Source organism: Streptomyces pseudovenezuelae, assembly GCF_029892565.1.
Lineage (GTDB): Bacteria > Actinomycetota > Actinomycetes > Streptomycetales > Streptomycetaceae > Streptomyces > Streptomyces pseudovenezuelae_A.
In genome coordinates this window covers 20,917-34,836 of the sequence record NZ_JARXVH010000005.1, presented here as the reverse complement: position 1 = coordinate 34,836, position 13,920 = coordinate 20,917, and the positions used below count along the sequence as shown (strand labels likewise).

The following is a 13,920-nucleotide window of genomic DNA, read 5'->3' as shown; positions in this document are numbered from 1 at the left end:
CAGGTACATGACGGGTGGTGCAGGCCCGAAGCTATCTCCCGAAGTCGCTGGCCAGCAATGACCTACCGGAGCCGACTTCGGAAAGAGGGCAGGGGAGTTGAACCCGCCCTCGCGTGGCGCCGTGACCTTGGACAGGGAGCACGAGCACGATCGAGCCCCCCGACATCGATGAGGAACCGAGCAGCCATGTCCGCCGTACCCGACCCTTCACCGCCTCCCGAGCAGCGCCCGTCAACCGCCGCAACAGCACCCGCAACGCGAGGAGACTCCGTGGCCACCGAGACACCGCCCCCCTCGAAGACCCCAGCCCAACTCCCCTCCACCGAGGAGTTCGTCGCGGTGCAGGAGAGTGCGGAGTTCGGCGAACTGCGCCGCTCCTACCGCGGCTTCGCCTTTCCGCTCACCGTCGGCTTCATCGCCTGGTACCTGCTGTTCGTCCTGCTGTCGAACTACGCGGGCGACTTCATGGGCACCAAGCTGTTCGGCAACATCAATGTCGCGTTCGTGCTGGGCCTGGCCCAGTTCCTGACCACATTCCTCATCGCCTGGTGGTACGCGCGGACAGCCGCCGCCAAGTTCGACCCCAAGGCCGAGGCGATCAAGTCCCGGATGGAGGGCGGCGAATGAGCCCCGCGTTCAACCCCACGGTCACTCTCGCGGCAGGTGAGGCCAGCGAGCACCGGACGCTGATCATCATCCTGTTCTCGATCTTCGTCCTCGCGACCCTCGTCATCACCGTGTGGGCGGGCCGCCAGACCAAGGACGCCGCCGACTTCTACGCCGGCGGGCGGCAGTTCACCGGCTTCCAGAACGGCCTCGCCGTCTCCGGCGACTACATGTCCGCCGCGTCCTTCCTCGGCATCGCGGGTGCCATCGCCCTCTTCGGCTACGACGGCTTCCTGTACTCCATCGGCTTCCTGGTCGCCTGGCTGGTCGCCCTGCTCCTGGTCGCCGAGCCGCTGCGCAACTCCGGCCGCTACACCATGGGTGACGTGCTCGCGTACCGCATGCGCCAGCGCCCGGTCCGCACGGCGGCCGGCACCTCCACCATCGTCGTGTCGATCTTCTACCTGCTGGCCCAGATGGCGGGCGCGGGCGTCCTGGTCTCCCTGCTGCTCGGCATCACCAGCGACGGCGGCAAGATCGGCATCGTCGCCCTGGTCGGCGTCCTGATGATCGTCTACGTCACCATCGGCGGCATGAAGGGCACCACCTGGGTCCAGATGGTCAAGGCCGTGCTGCTGATCGCGGGCGCCCTGCTGCTGACCTTCCTGGTGCTGCTGAAGTTCAACTTCAACGTCTCCGACCTGCTCGGCTCGGCCGCCTCCAACAGCGGCAAGGGCTCGGCCTTCCTGGAGCCCGGCCTCAAGTACGGCGCCACCGGCACCACCAAGCTGGACTTCATCTCCCTCGGCATCGCCCTGGTCCTCGGCACCGCGGGCCTGCCGCACATCCTGATCCGCTTCTACACGGTGCCCACCGCCAAGGCCGCCCGTAAGTCGGTCATCTGGGCCATCGGCCTGATCGGCGCCTTCTACCTGATGACCCTCGCCCTCGGCTTCGGCGCGGCGGCACTGATCAAGCCCGACGAGATCATCGCGTCCAACAAGGCGGGCAACACGGCGGCGCCACTGCTGGCCCTGCATCTGGGCGGTGTCGACTCCAACTGGGGCGCCATCCTCCTGGCCACCATCTCGGCGGTCGCCTTCGCCACGATCCTCGCGGTCGTCGCGGGCCTGACCCTGGCGTCGTCCTCGTCCTTCGCGCACGACATCTACGCCAACGTCATCAAGCGGGGCCAGGCGACGGAGAAGCAGGAGATGTCCGCGGCCCGCTACGCCACGGTCGGCATCGGCGCCGTCTCCATCCTCCTGGGCGCCCTCGCCCGCGACCTGAACGTGGCCGGCCTGGTCGCCCTCGCCTTCGCGGTCGCCGCCTCCGCCAACCTGCCCACGATCCTCTACAGCCTCTTCTGGAAGCGGTTCACCACCTCCGGAGCGCTCTGGTCGATCTACGGCGGTCTCGTGACCGCGGTCGGCCTGGTGCTGTTCTCGCCGGTCGTCTCGGGCAAGCCCACGTCGATGTTCCCCGACGTCGACTTCCACTGGTTCCCGCTGGAGAACCCCGGCATCATCTCGATCCCGGTCGGCTTCCTGCTGGGCGTCCTGGGCACCTACCTGTCCAAGGAGGAGCCGGACACGGGCAAGTACGCGGAGCTGGAGGTCCGGTCCCTGACCGGCACCGGAGCCGTCTGACCGACCCCCGCACCGCCCCCTGGAACGCGGCCGCGTCGTAGGTCCCTACGACGCGGCCGCGTCGTACCTCGTCGGATCGGGCCCTGTCGATGTCAGTGCGGTCGCGTAGGCTCGCAAGTGACGGAAAACGATTCATCGACACGCGAGGGAGGGGGCCCACGTGCTCATCGACACCTACGGCCGAGTGGCCACCGACCTGAGGGTCTCACTCACCGACCGGTGCAATCTCCGGTGTACGTACTGCATGCCCGAGGAGGGCCTGCAGTGGCTGGGCAAGCCCGATCTGCTCACGGACGACGAGATCGTCCGCCTGATCGACATCGCCGTCACCTCCCTGGGCATCACCGAGGTCCGCTTCACCGGCGGGGAGCCCCTGCTGCGCCCCGGCGTGGTCGGCATCGTGGAGCGGGTCGCCGCCCTGGCCCCGCGCCCCCAGATGTCCGTGACCACGAACGGCATCGGTCTGAAGCGCACGGCGGCGGCCCTGAAGGCGGCCGGCCTGGACCGGGTCAACGTCTCCCTGGACACCCTGCGCCCCGACGTCTTCAAGACCCTCACCCGCCGGGACCGCCACAAGGACGTCATCGACGGTCTTGAAGCCGCTTCGGCCGCCGGTCTGATTCCGGTGAAGGTCAACGCGGTCCTGATGCCGGGCCTGAACGAGGACGAGGCCCCCGACCTGCTCGCCTGGGCCGTGGAGCACGACTACGAGCTGCGCTTCATCGAGCAGATGCCGCTGGACGCCCAGCACGGCTGGAAGCGCGAGGGCATGGTCACGGCCGGCGACATCCTGGCCTCGCTGCGCACCCGCTTCGACCTCACCCCCGAGCAGGCGGACGAGCGCGGCTCGGCGCCCGCCGAGCGCTGGCTGGTCGACGGCGGCCCGCACCGCGTCGGCGTCATCGCCTCCGTCACCCGCCCGTTCTGCGCGGCCTGCGACCGCACCCGCCTCACCGCCGACGGTCAGATACGGGACTGTCTGTTCGCCCGCGAGGAGACCGATCTGCGCGCCGCCCTGCGCGCGGACGCCCCGGACGAGGAGATCGCCCGCATCTGGCGCCTGGCGATGTGGGGGAAGAAGGCCGGTTCTGGTCTGGACGACCCGAGCTTCCTGCAGCCGGAGCGCCCGATGTCCGCCATCGGCGGCTGAGACCGAGGTGACGGCGACGACCGACCGCCGCTCAGGTCTCCTGGGCTTCCCACTCCGTCAGCGGCACGACGTCCTTCAAAAACCCTCGTACGCCGAGGAACTGCGACAGGTGCTCCCGGTGCTCGTCGCACGCCACCCACGTCTTGCGCCGGTCCGGCGTGTGGACCTTCGGGTTGTTCCACACGAGCACCCACACGGCGTCCTCGCGGCAGCCCTTGGCGGAGCAGATGGGGGTCTCGTCACTCACAGGTTCGTCTCGCAAAGGGGGTGAACAAGGCGGATCGACAAAGCGCTGCGGCCGGCAAACAAGGCGACGCCGAGCAGCCACGGGGGGAGCTGCCCGGCGTCGGTCTGTCGCTCCGACGGGGGATGCGGAGCGCCTACGAAGTATGTCACGGGTATCCCGCCGCCCGGCACTGGAACAACATGATTGATCTGAGCTTTTCTTGAGCTTGGCACGGGGGTGGAATTCCGCTTACGGCCCGCTCATCGAGGTCATGACCGGTCGTGCGGCTCGCTTCGTGCGCCCGGTGTCGGCTCCGTCGTGACATCTTCCGGGACGGGTTCCGCGAAACCGTCATTCGTCCGCGGGGAGGCAATCATCGGACGCATCGGCACGGTCACGAACGTCGTCGGAAGCGAGGTCGCGTTCTCCCGTCCGGCGTTCGCGATCACCACCGCGACATACGGCAGGACCACACCGAGCACCAACGCCACGATCGCGACGTGCCGTTCGACGTTCCACAGGGTGGCCGCGAGGATCACCGCCACCGTACGGACGGACATCGAGATGATGTAACGGCGTTGCCGGCCGCGCACGTCCTCGTCGAGGCTGGTCCGAGCTCCGGTGATCCGGAACACCTGGCCGTTGCCACCGGCATGCTGCTTCCGCATCCCATTCCACCATCCGCCCGCATCGGACTCTCCCCGGCCCCGGTCCGGTACGACCTCCGTCGGGAGGCGGCGTCCGGACCCTTTCCACGTTACGCCCCGCCTGCGTCGGCTACGAGAGCGGGGCACCTCCGGCGTGGGCGACCGGGCTCAGCCGTGGCACGTACGGGCGTACCCGACGTGCGCCGTAGGGCGCACGGGCCGACACTCGACGTAATGCTCACGTTGAGCCGTACTAGGAGGCAGCCATGGGCTGGTTGTGGGCGATCATCGTCGGATTCGTGCTGGGTTTGATCGCCAAGGCGATTCTCCCGGGCAAACAGCACAGTCCGCTCTGGCTGACCACCATCTTCGGCATGCTGGGTGCGATCGCGGGCAACGCCATCGCCCGCGCGGCGGGCGTCGACGAGACGTCGGGCATCGACTGGAGCCGTCACGCCTTCCAGCTGGTCGCCGCGATCATCATCGTGGCCGTGGGCGACATGCTGTACATGGCGACGTTGGGCAAGCGCAAGCAGCGGGCGTAAGCAGCAGCGCCCCGTAGGGGCGCGGGGAACCGCGCGACAAGCCACGGCGAACCCGCGGCCCGCAACGAACCCCACGCCCCTACGGCTCGTACGCTCCGGTCACCCGGCGGGACGCCTACGCTCCGGTCACCTCAACCGCGGCCAGGCTCTTCTTGCCCCGCCGCAGCACCAGCCAACGCCCGTGCAGCAGGTCTTCCTTCGCCGGGACGGCATCCGCGTCCTCGGAGGCGACCTTCACGTTGTTCACGTAGGCCCCGCCCTCCTTCACCGTGCGCCGCGCGGCCGACTTGCTCGCCACCAGACCGACCTCGGCGAGCAGGTCCACCACCGGCACGAGCTCGGCGACCTGGATGTGCGGCACCTCGGAGAGCGACGCGGCCAGCGTCCTCTCGTCCAGCTCCGCCAACTCGCCCTGGCCGAACAGCGCCTTGGACGCGGCGGTCACGGCGGCCGTCTGGTCCACCCCGTGCACCATCGTCGTCAGCTCCTCGGCCAGCGCCCGCTGCGCGGCCCGGGCCTGCGGCCGCTCCTCGGTCTGCCGCTCCAACTCCTCGATCTCCGCACGGGACTTGAAGGAGAAGATGCGCAGGAACTTGGAGACGTCCCGGTCGTCCGCGTTCAGCCAGAACTGGTAGAAGGCGTACGGCGTGGTCATCTCGGGGTCGAGCCAGACCGTGCCGGACTCCGTCTTGCCGAACTTGGTGCCGTCGGCCTTGGTGATCAGCGGCGTGCCCAGCGCGTGCACCGCGGCCTCGGGCTCGACCCGGTGGATCAGGTCCGTGCCCGAGGTGAGGTTGCCCCACTGGTCGCTGCCACCGGTCTGCAGCGTGCAGCCGTACCGCCGGTACAGCTCCAGGAAGTCCATGCCCTGCAGGATCTGGTAGCTGAACTCGGTGTAGCTGATGCCCTCCTGGGACTCCAGGCGCCGGGAGACGGCCTCCTTCGCGATCATCTTGTTCACGCGGAAGTGCTTGCCGACGTCCCGCAGGAACTCGATGGCCGACAGGCCCTGGGTCCAGTCCAGGTTGTTGACCATGACCGCCGCGTTCGGTCCCTCGAAGTCCAGCAGCGGGGCGATCTGCGCGCGCAGCCGCTCGACCCACTGGGCGACGACCTCCGGCGCGTTCAGCGTGCGTTCCGCGTTCGGCTTCGGGTCGCCGATCAGGCCCGTGGCACCCCCGACCAGGCCCAGCGGGCGGTTGCCCGCCTGCTGGATCCGGCGCATCGTCAGGATCTGCACCAGGTTGCCGAGGTGCAGACTGGGCGCGGTCGGGTCGAAACCGCAATAGAACGTGACGGGACCGTCCGCGAACGCCTTGCGCAATGCGTCCTCGTCAGTGGAGAGGGCGATCAGCCCACGCCACTGCAGTTCGTCGACGATGTCCGTCACGGTTCTCGTATCTCCTTGGATGATCTTCGGGCGGTCGAGCGACCACGGCTACGAGGTTATACGCCCTGACTGACAGAGCTCATATTGAAGTCCGGCACCCGCAGCGCGGGCATCGCAGCCCTAGTGAACCAGTCGCTCCACTCCCTCGGCAGCGTCTTTTCCGTGCGCCCGGCCTCGGTGGCCCGGCCCAGCAGACCGACCGGCGACTCGTTGAACCGGAAGTTGTTGACCTCGCCGCTCACCTCGCCGTTCTCCACCAGGTAGACGCCGTCCCGGGTCAGGCCGGTGAGCAGCAGCGTGGCCGGATCGACCTCGCGGATGTACCAGAGGCAGGTCAGCAGCAGCCCGCGCTCGGTGTTCGTGACCATCTCCTCCAGGGAGGTGTCGTCGCCGCCGTCCAGGATCAGGTTGTCGATCGTGGGAGCCACCGCGAGGCCCGTCCGGGCCGCGGTGTTCCGGCTGGTCGTCAGCCGGGCCAGCTCGCCCTCGCGCACCCAGTCGGTGGCCGTGAGCGGCAGGCCGTTGTCGAAGACCGACTGGTCGCCGTCGGAGGAGTGCGCGATCACGAAGGGCGCCGACTCCAGGCCCGGTTCGTTCGGGTCGCTGCGCAGGGTCAGCGGCAGCTCGGTGAGCCGGTCGCCCACGCGCGTGCCGCCGCCCGGCTTGGAGAACACCGTGCGCCCCTCGACCGCGTCCCGGCCCGACGCCGACCACATCTGGTAGATCAGCAGGTCCGCGACCGCGGTCGGCGGCAGCAGCGTCTCGTACCGCCCCGCGGGCAGCTCGATCCGCCGCTCCGCCCAGCCCAGGCGTACGGCGAGCTCGGCGTCCAGCGCGGCCGGGTCGACGTCCTTGAAGTCACGCGTGGAACGGCCCGCCCACGCCGAGCGCGTACGGTCGGGCGACTTGGCGTTGAGCTCCAGCGTCCCGTTGGGCTGGTCGTGCCGCAGGCGCAGCCCCGTCGACGTACCGAGGTAGCTCGACACCAGCTCGTGGTTGGCGAAGCCGTACAGCTCGCGTCCGCCGGCACGCGCGCGTGCGAAGGCCTCGCCGAGCGCCGGTGCGAAGTCGGCGAACACCGCGGAGGTGGTCTCGGCGGGCGCGTCCGTGAAGTCGGGCGCCTGCGTCACGCCGGTGACCAGTGGCTGCGCGTCCTCGGCGGGCCCGGCGCCGCGCGCGGCGGCCTCGGCGGCCCGCACCAGGGGCTCCAGCTCGTCCAGGGTGACGGCCGAGCGGGAGACGACGCCGGAGGCGGTGCCCTCCTTGCCGTCGACGGTCGCCACGACGGTGAGCGTGCGCCCGCGCGTGACGCCGTTCGTGGTGAGCGCGTTCCCGGCCCAGCGCAGGTTGGCGGTCGAGTGCTCGTCGGCGATCACCACGCACCCGTCGGCGGTGGACAGCTCAAGGGCCCGCTCGACGATCTCGTGCGGCTTGCTCGTACGCGCGCTCATCGACCGGCCTCCTGCGTGGTGTTGAGGATGTTGACGCCCTTGAAGAGCGCGGAGGGGCAGCCGTGCGAGACGGCGGCGACCTGGCCCGGCTGGGCCTTGCCGCAGTTGAAGGCGCCCCCGAGGACATACGTCTGCGGGCCGCCCACCGCGGCCATCGAGCCCCAGAAGTCGGTGGTCGTCGCCTGGTAGGCGACGTCCCGCAGCTGCCCGGTGATCCGCCCGTTCTCGATCCTGAAGAACCGCTGGCCGGTGAACTGGAAGTTGTAGCGCTGCATGTCGATCGACCAGGACCGGTCCCCGACGACGTAGACCCCGCGGTCGACCGCGCCGATCAGGTCCTCGGTGCCCATCCCGGCCGGGTCCGGCTGGAGCGAGACGTTGGCCATGCGCTGCACGGGCACGTGCCCGGGGGAGTCGGCGTACGCGCAGCCGTTGGAGCGTTCGAAGCCGGTCAGCCTGGCGATCCTGCGGTCCAGCTGGTAGCCGACGAGCGTGCCGTCCTTCACCAGGTCCCAGGACTGGCCCGCGACGCCCTCGTCGTCGTAGCCGACGGTCGCCAGGCCGTGCTCGGCGGTGCGGTCACCGGTGACGTTCATCAGCTCGGAGCCGTACTTCAGCTTGCCCAGCTGGTCGAAGGTGGCGAACGAGGTGCCGGCGTAGGCGGCCTCGTAGCCGAGCGCGCGGTCCAGTTCGGTGGCGTGGCCGATCGACTCGTGGATGGTCAGCCACAGGTTGGAGGGGTCGACGACGAGGTCGTACAGGCCCGGCTCGACACTCGGCGCACGCATCTTCTCCGCGAGCAGTTCCGGGATCCGCTCCAGCTCGGAGTCCCAGTCCCAGCCGGTGCCCGTCAGGTACTCCCAGCCCCGCCCGACCGGCGGCGCGATCGTGCGCATCGAGTCGAACTCGCCGCTCGACTCGTCGACCGACACCGCGTTCAGCTGCGGATGCAGCCGCACGCGCTGCTGCGTGGTCACGGTCCCGGCGGTGTCGGCGTAGAACTTGTTCTCGTGCACGGTGAGCAGCGAGGCGTCGACGTGATTGACCCCGTTCGCCGCCAGCAGCCGCGCGCTCCAGTCGCCCAGCAGCGCCGACTTCTCCTCGTCGGGCACCGAGAAGGGATCGATCTCGTACGACGAGATCCAGGTCCGGTCGGCGTGCACGGGCTCGTCGGCCAGCTCCACGCGCTCGTCGGACCCCGCGGCCTTGATCACCTGGGCGGACAGCTTCGCCATCGCGATCGCCTGCGAGGCGACCTTGGCGGCCGCGTCCATGGTCAGGTCCACGCCCGACGCGAAGCCCCAGGTGCCGCCGTGCACGACCCGCACCGCGTACCCGAGATCGGTGGTGTCCGACGAACCGGCGGGCTTGGCGTCCCGGAACCGCCAGGACGCGCTGCGCACCCGCTCGAACCGGAAGTCCGCGTGATCCGCCCCCAGCGCACGCGCGCGTGCGAGCGCGGCGTCGGCGAGGGCACGTAGAGGTAGGGCTGTGAAGGCTTCGTCGATCGTATGAGGCACCGAGGTCTCTCCTTGTTCGTCGGTTGACCGGTTGCCCGGTTGACGTGACCCGTGGTCGAAGCGGCGGCTGCTCCGATCATGTCGCGCGGTCGGGCCCGCGGACCACAGGTTTCGGTCCGGTGCGGGGAACTTTCTGTAGGGACCCGACAGTGAGTCCCCTAAGCCACTGTCGGTGCCCGATTGTCCGCGCACCGGACGCGACCGATAGGTTTCAGAGGAAGCCGCCTGTCATCCAGGTGTTCGGGCGGGGGTACCAGGACCGCTATCGAAAGGGTGATCCGTTGAGCCGCTCGGTTCTCGTCACCGGAGGCAACCGGGGCATCGGCCTCGCCATCGCCCGTGCGTTCGCCGACGCCGGCGACAAGGTCGCCATCACCTACCGCTCGGGAGAGCCGCCTGCCGGCTTCCTCGCCGTGAAGTGCGACATCACCGACACCGAGCAGGTGGAGCAGGCCTACAAGGAGATCGAGGCCGAGCACGGCCCGGTCGAGGTTCTGATCGCCAACGCCGGCGTCACCAAGGACCAGCTCCTGATGCGCATGTCCGAGGACGACTTCACCTCGGTCATCGACACCAACCTCACCGGCACCTTCCGCGTCGTCAAGCGCGCCAACCGCGCCATGCTGCGTGCCAAGAAGGGCCGCGTCATCCTGATCTCGTCGGTCGTCGGCCTGATGGGCGGCCCCGGCCAGTCGAACTACGCCGCCTCCAAGGCCGCCCTCGTCGGCTTCGCGCGCTCCCTCGCCCGTGAGCTGGGCTCGCGCAACATCACCTTCAACGTCGTCTCGCCCGGCTTCGTCGACACCGACATGACCAAGGTGCTCACCGACGAGCAGCGTGAGGGCATCGTCAAGCAGGTGCCGCTCGGCCGGTACGCGCAGCCCGAGGAGGTCGCCGCGACGGTGCGGTTCCTCGCCTCGGACGACGCCTCGTACATCACTGGAGCCGTCATCCCTGTTGACGGCGGACTGGGAATGGGTCACTGAACACCATGAGCGGAATTCTCGAGGGCAAGCGCGTCCTGATCAGCGGTGTGCTGCTGGAGTCCTCCATCGCCTTCCACGCCGCCAAGCAGGCCCAGGAGCAGGGCGCCGAGATCATCCTGACCGCGTTCCCGCGGCCCACGCTGACCGAGCGCATCGCCAAGAAGCTCCCCAAGCCCACCAAGGTCATCGAGCTCGACGTGACGAACGACGAGCACCTCGCGCGCCTCGCCGACATCGTCGGCGAGGAGCTGGGCGGCCTGGACGGTGTCGTGCACTCCATCGGGTTCGCGCCGCCGGACGCGCTCGGCGGCAACTTCCTCAACACGCCGTTCGAGTCGGTCGCCACCGCCATGCACGTCTCGGCGTTCTCCCTGAAGTCGCTGACCATGGCCTGCCTGCCGCTGATGCAGAACGGCGGCTCGGTCGTCGGCCTCACCTTCGACGCGTCCTTCGCGTGGCCGCAGTACGACTGGATGGGGCCGGCCAAGGCCGCCCTGGAGGCCACCAGCCGTTACCTCGCCCGCGACCTGGGCAAGCAGAACATCCGCTGCAACCTCGTCTCCGCGGGCCCGCTCGGCTCGATGGCCGCCAAGTCCATCCCGGGCTTCGACGAGCTGGCCGCCGTGTGGGACAACCGCTCCCCGCTGGAGTGGGACCTCAAGGACCCGGAGCCGGCCGGCAAGGGCATCGTCGCGCTGCTGAGCGACTGGTTCCCGAAGACCACGGGCGAGATCGTCCACGTGGACGGCGGCCTGCACGCCATCGGCGCCTGACGCCGCCACTGAGGCTCCGCCTCTTTGAGAGGGCCCGCATCCCAGGGATGCGGGCCCTCTTGCGTGTCACCCGTTCGGCCCCTCCGGCCGGGCGGGGACGGGACACAACCGCGCACCCTGGATTACGCGTTCACCACGCCATTCCCTCCCGAGCTCGGCCGAGGAGGTCTGCCTTGTGCGTCCGTCCCGCAGCCTGGCTTCAGTGACCGTCGCCGTCGCGCTCGTGCTGTCCCTGCCGTACGAGGCGGTGCCCCACGCGCGCGTGCACAAGCCCGCTCCGGCGCAGCCGTTCGGGGCCGAGTGCCGCACCAAGGTGACCGGCTCCCATGTGACCGCGTACTGCCACAACCCCTATCCGGGGACCGACCGGGTCCGCCTGCACGTGGAGTGCGACCGGTGGTGGGACCTCGACACCGACGGCGCGCCCGTCGACACCGGTCCGGCGATGACCGTACGGCTCACCGGGAGGTGCTGGAAGGACGTCGGCTCGGCCTGGGTCAGCCACCAGAAGCGGTGAAGCGCCCCGGACGGCACAGGAACGGATAGCTCGCCGCCTCCGCGCCGGCCGCCTCGGCGTCCCCCGTGCGGATCGCGTCGACCAGGCGCGCGTGGTCCATGTGCGTCTCCGGCGTCAGCTCCTGGCCGACGTCCTCGCGCAGCCAGTCCCGCAGCACCTCGCCGAGGTCCGCGTACATCGCCGTCATCACGTCGTTGTGGGACGCGGCCACCACGGCCAGGTGGAAGGTCGCGTCGGCGGTCACGAAGGCCTCGGTGTCACCGGACTCCCAGACCTCCTCGCGCCGCACCAGCAGCGCGTCGAGCTGCTTGAGGTCCTTCTCGGTGCGCCGCTCGGCGGCCAGCCTCGCGGCGGACGACTCCAGGGCGGCGCGCAGCTCGGCGATGTGCTGCGGATCGGCGCCGGCGAAACGCCGCTGCATCACGCCGGCCAGCTCGCTGGTCGCCACCACATAGGTACCGGAGCCCTGGCGGATGTCCAGCAGGCCGTTGTGCGCGAGCGCGCGGACGGCCTCGCGGACCGTGTTGCGGGCGACGCCGAGCTGCTCGACCAGCTCCGGTTCCGTCGGGATGCGCGAGCCGACCGCCCACTCGCCGGACGTGATCTGGTTCCGCAGAGCGGCGATGACCTGCTCGGACAGCGCTGATCGACGGGGGTGACTCAGGGGCATGGCACACCTTCGCACGGGAAGGGCGGGTGCGGGCCACCCAGGGATGGACAACCAATCATCCCATGATTCTATGATGGGCGGCATGGCGAGCGAGGAAACCCGGACACTGAAGTCCACGACGAACGTCAGCAACTCGGCCGCGAGCGACTCTCCCGAGCCGCCCCGGGGAGCCGCCACGCGTGCGTGGACGATGCGACTGGTCGTCGTAGGCATCGTGCTGTCGGCCCTGAACCTCCGCCCCGCCATCACCAGCCTCGGCGCCCTCCTCGAAGACGTCCGCGACGGCCTCGGCATGAGCGGCAGCGTGGCCGGACTGCTCACCTCGGTGCCCCCGCTGTGCTTCGCCGTCTTCGGCGTCATGGCCCCGCGCCTGGCCCGCCGCTTCGGCCCGGCCGCGGTGGTCTGCGCGGGCATGGTCGCCATCACCGCGGGCCTGCTCATACGCCCCTACATCGGCGGTACGGCCGGCTTCCTGGCCGGCAGCGCGCTCGCCCTCATGGGCATCGCGGTCAGCAACGTCCTCATGCCGGTGATCGTCAAGCGCTGGTTCCCGGACCGCGTCGGCTCCATGACCGGCCTGTACTCGATGGGCCTCGCCCTGGGCACCGCCGCCGCGGCCGCGGTCACCGTGCCCACGGCCCAAGCCCTGGGCGGCAGTTGGCGCTCAGGCCTGGCCGTGTGGGCGGCCCTGGCCGCCGCGGCGATACTGCCGTGGATCGCGCTCGCACGACACCGGGGAGCGCCCGACGGCCAGGAGGCACCCGCGCGGGAGGCCCCCGCACGGGAGACCGAGCCGAAGCCCGAACTGCGGATCACCCGCAGCCGTACCGCCTGGGCGCTCGCCGTCTTCTTCGGGCTCCAGGCCACCGCCGCCTACATCACGATGGGCTGGATGGCGCAGATCTTCCGGGACGCGGGCGTGAGCGCCGGCACCGCAGGACTGCTGCTCGCCGTGACCATGGTGATGGGCGTGCCGCTGGCCTTCGTCATCCCGCGGCTTGCCACCCGACTCCCGCACCAGGGGCCGATCGTGATCGTGCTCGGCCTCTGCGGCCTCGCCGGTTACACCGGCCTGTACCTCGCCCCGGCCGCCGGCGCCTGGGCCTGGGCGCTGCTGCTCGGCATCGCCAACTGCGCCTTCCCGCTGGCCCTGACGATGGTCGGCATGCGGTCCAGGACCGGCGCGGGCGTCGCCCAGCTGTCGGCCTTCGCGCAGAGCACCGGCTACCTGATCTCCATCCCGGGACCGCTCCTGGTGGGAGTGCTCTACGAGAGCAGCGGCGGCTGGGGCCTGCCGATCGCCGTCATGGCGGGGCTGATGATCCCGCAGATGGTGGTCGGCGTGCTGGCGGGGCGCGACCGCACGGTGGAGGACGAGGCGGCGGCGACCGGCTGACCCCGACTCGGGCCCACCCCGGCCCGGGCCGGCCTCACCCCGGCGGCTCCCGCACGGGGGAGGGGTGCGAGACTTGCCGCATGCCAGTGCTCGATCCGAACCCCCAGAACGGCCAGAAGAAGATGCTGATCGTCTTCGGCTCCTTCTTCGCCATCTTCGTGATCATCGCCGTCATCGCGACGATCGCCTCGCCGTGACGCGATGAGCCCTTCACCGTGACACCGCGACCCGGTTTCCGGGTCAATGGTGGGGCTAGCACCACCATCCCCTAGGGGGTGGGTGTCAGGGTCAAGTGGGTGGATCTCCGGATGGGTTGAGGGCGCCGGATTCCGTAACTTCGAAGTGTGACCGCGAGAGGCGGAGCACGCAGGACTCGAAGACCACGGAGGCAGCC

General features: G+C 69.9%; 15 protein-coding genes. 9 read left to right on the top strand and 6 right to left on the bottom strand.

Annotation, left to right across the window (positions count from 1 at the left end):
• Nucleotides 1–270: 270 nt before the first annotated feature.
• From M2283_RS16605 to moaA, 3 genes are all read left to right on the top strand, one after another.
• Nucleotides 271–627: a DUF485 domain-containing protein gene (locus tag M2283_RS16605; RefSeq protein ID WP_280877021.1), complete on the top strand. Its 357-nt coding sequence runs from the start codon at nucleotides 271–273 to the stop codon at nucleotides 625–627.
• Nucleotides 624–2,255: a solute symporter family protein gene (locus M2283_RS16600; RefSeq protein WP_280877020.1), complete on the top strand. Its 1,632-nt coding sequence runs from the start codon at nucleotides 624–626 to the stop codon at nucleotides 2,253–2,255. Before M2283_RS16605 ends, M2283_RS16600 begins: the two co-directional genes overlap by 4 nt.
• Before the next feature lie 160 nt (nucleotides 2,256–2,415).
• Nucleotides 2,416–3,405: a GTP 3',8-cyclase MoaA gene (gene moaA / locus M2283_RS16595; RefSeq protein ID WP_280877019.1), complete on the top strand. Its 990-nt coding sequence runs from the start codon at nucleotides 2,416–2,418 to the stop codon at nucleotides 3,403–3,405.
• A 31-nt stretch (nucleotides 3,406–3,436) separates the two neighbouring features.
• Here moaA and M2283_RS16590 read toward each other — a convergent pair whose 3' ends face one another.
• Both M2283_RS16590 and M2283_RS16585 read right to left on the bottom strand, forming a co-directional pair.
• Nucleotides 3,437–3,652, bottom strand: a complete 216-nt coding sequence (locus tag M2283_RS16590) for a hypothetical protein (protein WP_280877018.1) — start codon at nucleotides 3,650–3,652, stop codon at nucleotides 3,437–3,439.
• 248 nt (nucleotides 3,653–3,900) lie between these two features.
• Complete coding sequence (locus tag M2283_RS16585) at nucleotides 3,901–4,299, bottom strand: DUF3099 domain-containing protein (RefSeq protein ID WP_280877017.1); 399 nt, start codon at nucleotides 4,297–4,299, stop codon at nucleotides 3,901–3,903.
• Nucleotides 4,300–4,544: 245 nt separating this feature from the next.
• On the opposite strand from M2283_RS16585, the gene M2283_RS16580 reads away from it, so the two are divergent.
• The gene (locus tag M2283_RS16580) at nucleotides 4,545–4,823 is read left to right on the top strand and encodes a GlsB/YeaQ/YmgE family stress response membrane protein (protein WP_124002431.1); all 279 of its coding nucleotides are present in this window, start codon (nucleotides 4,545–4,547) and stop codon (nucleotides 4,821–4,823) included.
• A gap of 115 nt (nucleotides 4,824–4,938) precedes the next feature.
• Here the strand turns inward: M2283_RS16580 and tyrS are convergent, their stop codons facing one another.
• From tyrS to M2283_RS16565, 3 genes are read right to left on the bottom strand one after another with little or no spacing between them, the layout of a single operon-like run.
• Entirely contained in the window at nucleotides 4,939–6,213 is a 1,275-nt protein-coding gene (gene tyrS / locus M2283_RS16575) for a tyrosine--tRNA ligase (protein WP_280877016.1), read from the bottom strand.
• A 56-nt stretch (nucleotides 6,214–6,269) separates the two neighbouring features.
• Nucleotides 6,270–7,664: a metallopeptidase TldD-related protein gene (locus M2283_RS16570; RefSeq protein ID WP_280877015.1), complete on the bottom strand. Its 1,395-nt coding sequence runs from the start codon at nucleotides 7,662–7,664 to the stop codon at nucleotides 6,270–6,272.
• Nucleotides 7,661–9,184: a TldD/PmbA family protein gene (locus M2283_RS16565; protein ID WP_280877014.1), complete on the bottom strand. Its 1,524-nt coding sequence runs from the start codon at nucleotides 9,182–9,184 to the stop codon at nucleotides 7,661–7,663. The genes M2283_RS16570 and M2283_RS16565 overlap by 4 nt, the downstream gene beginning before the upstream one ends.
• Before the next feature lie 281 nt (nucleotides 9,185–9,465).
• On the opposite strand from M2283_RS16565, the gene fabG reads away from it, so the two are divergent.
• The 3 genes from fabG to M2283_RS16550 all read left to right on the top strand — a co-directional run bounded on the left by fabG (nucleotide 9,466) and on the right by M2283_RS16550 (nucleotide 11,460).
• Nucleotides 9,466–10,170, top strand: a complete 705-nt coding sequence (fabG, locus tag M2283_RS16560) for a 3-oxoacyl-[acyl-carrier-protein] reductase (RefSeq protein WP_280877013.1) — start codon at nucleotides 9,466–9,468, stop codon at nucleotides 10,168–10,170.
• 5 nt (nucleotides 10,171–10,175) lie between these two features.
• Complete coding sequence (fabI, locus tag M2283_RS16555) at nucleotides 10,176–10,943, top strand: enoyl-ACP reductase FabI (protein ID WP_280877012.1); 768 nt, start codon at nucleotides 10,176–10,178, stop codon at nucleotides 10,941–10,943.
• A gap of 175 nt (nucleotides 10,944–11,118) precedes the next feature.
• Nucleotides 11,119–11,460 carry a hypothetical protein gene (locus M2283_RS16550; protein ID WP_280877011.1) on the top strand — a complete coding sequence of 114 codons (342 nt, stop codon included), beginning with the start codon at nucleotides 11,119–11,121 and terminating at the stop codon, nucleotides 11,458–11,460.
• Here the strand turns inward: M2283_RS16550 and M2283_RS16545 are convergent.
• Nucleotides 11,441–12,130 (bottom strand): FadR/GntR family transcriptional regulator, encoded by a 690-nt coding sequence (locus tag M2283_RS16545; protein WP_280877010.1) that lies wholly within the window; start codon nucleotides 12,128–12,130, stop codon nucleotides 11,441–11,443. The genes M2283_RS16550 and M2283_RS16545 overlap by 20 nt on opposite strands.
• 70 nt (nucleotides 12,131–12,200) lie before the next feature.
• Here M2283_RS16545 and M2283_RS16540 point away from each other — a divergent pair, with 70 nt between their 5' ends.
• On the top strand, nucleotides 12,201–13,526 hold the full coding sequence (locus M2283_RS16540) for a CynX/NimT family MFS transporter (protein WP_280877009.1): 1,326 nt from the start codon (nucleotides 12,201–12,203) through the stop codon (nucleotides 13,524–13,526).
• Between the two features lie 80 nt (nucleotides 13,527–13,606).
• Nucleotides 13,607–13,723, top strand: coding sequence for an SGM_5486 family transporter-associated protein (locus tag M2283_RS16535; protein WP_124002440.1), 117 nt, complete (start codon nucleotides 13,607–13,609; stop codon nucleotides 13,721–13,723).
• Nucleotides 13,724–13,920: the final 197 nt, after the last annotated feature.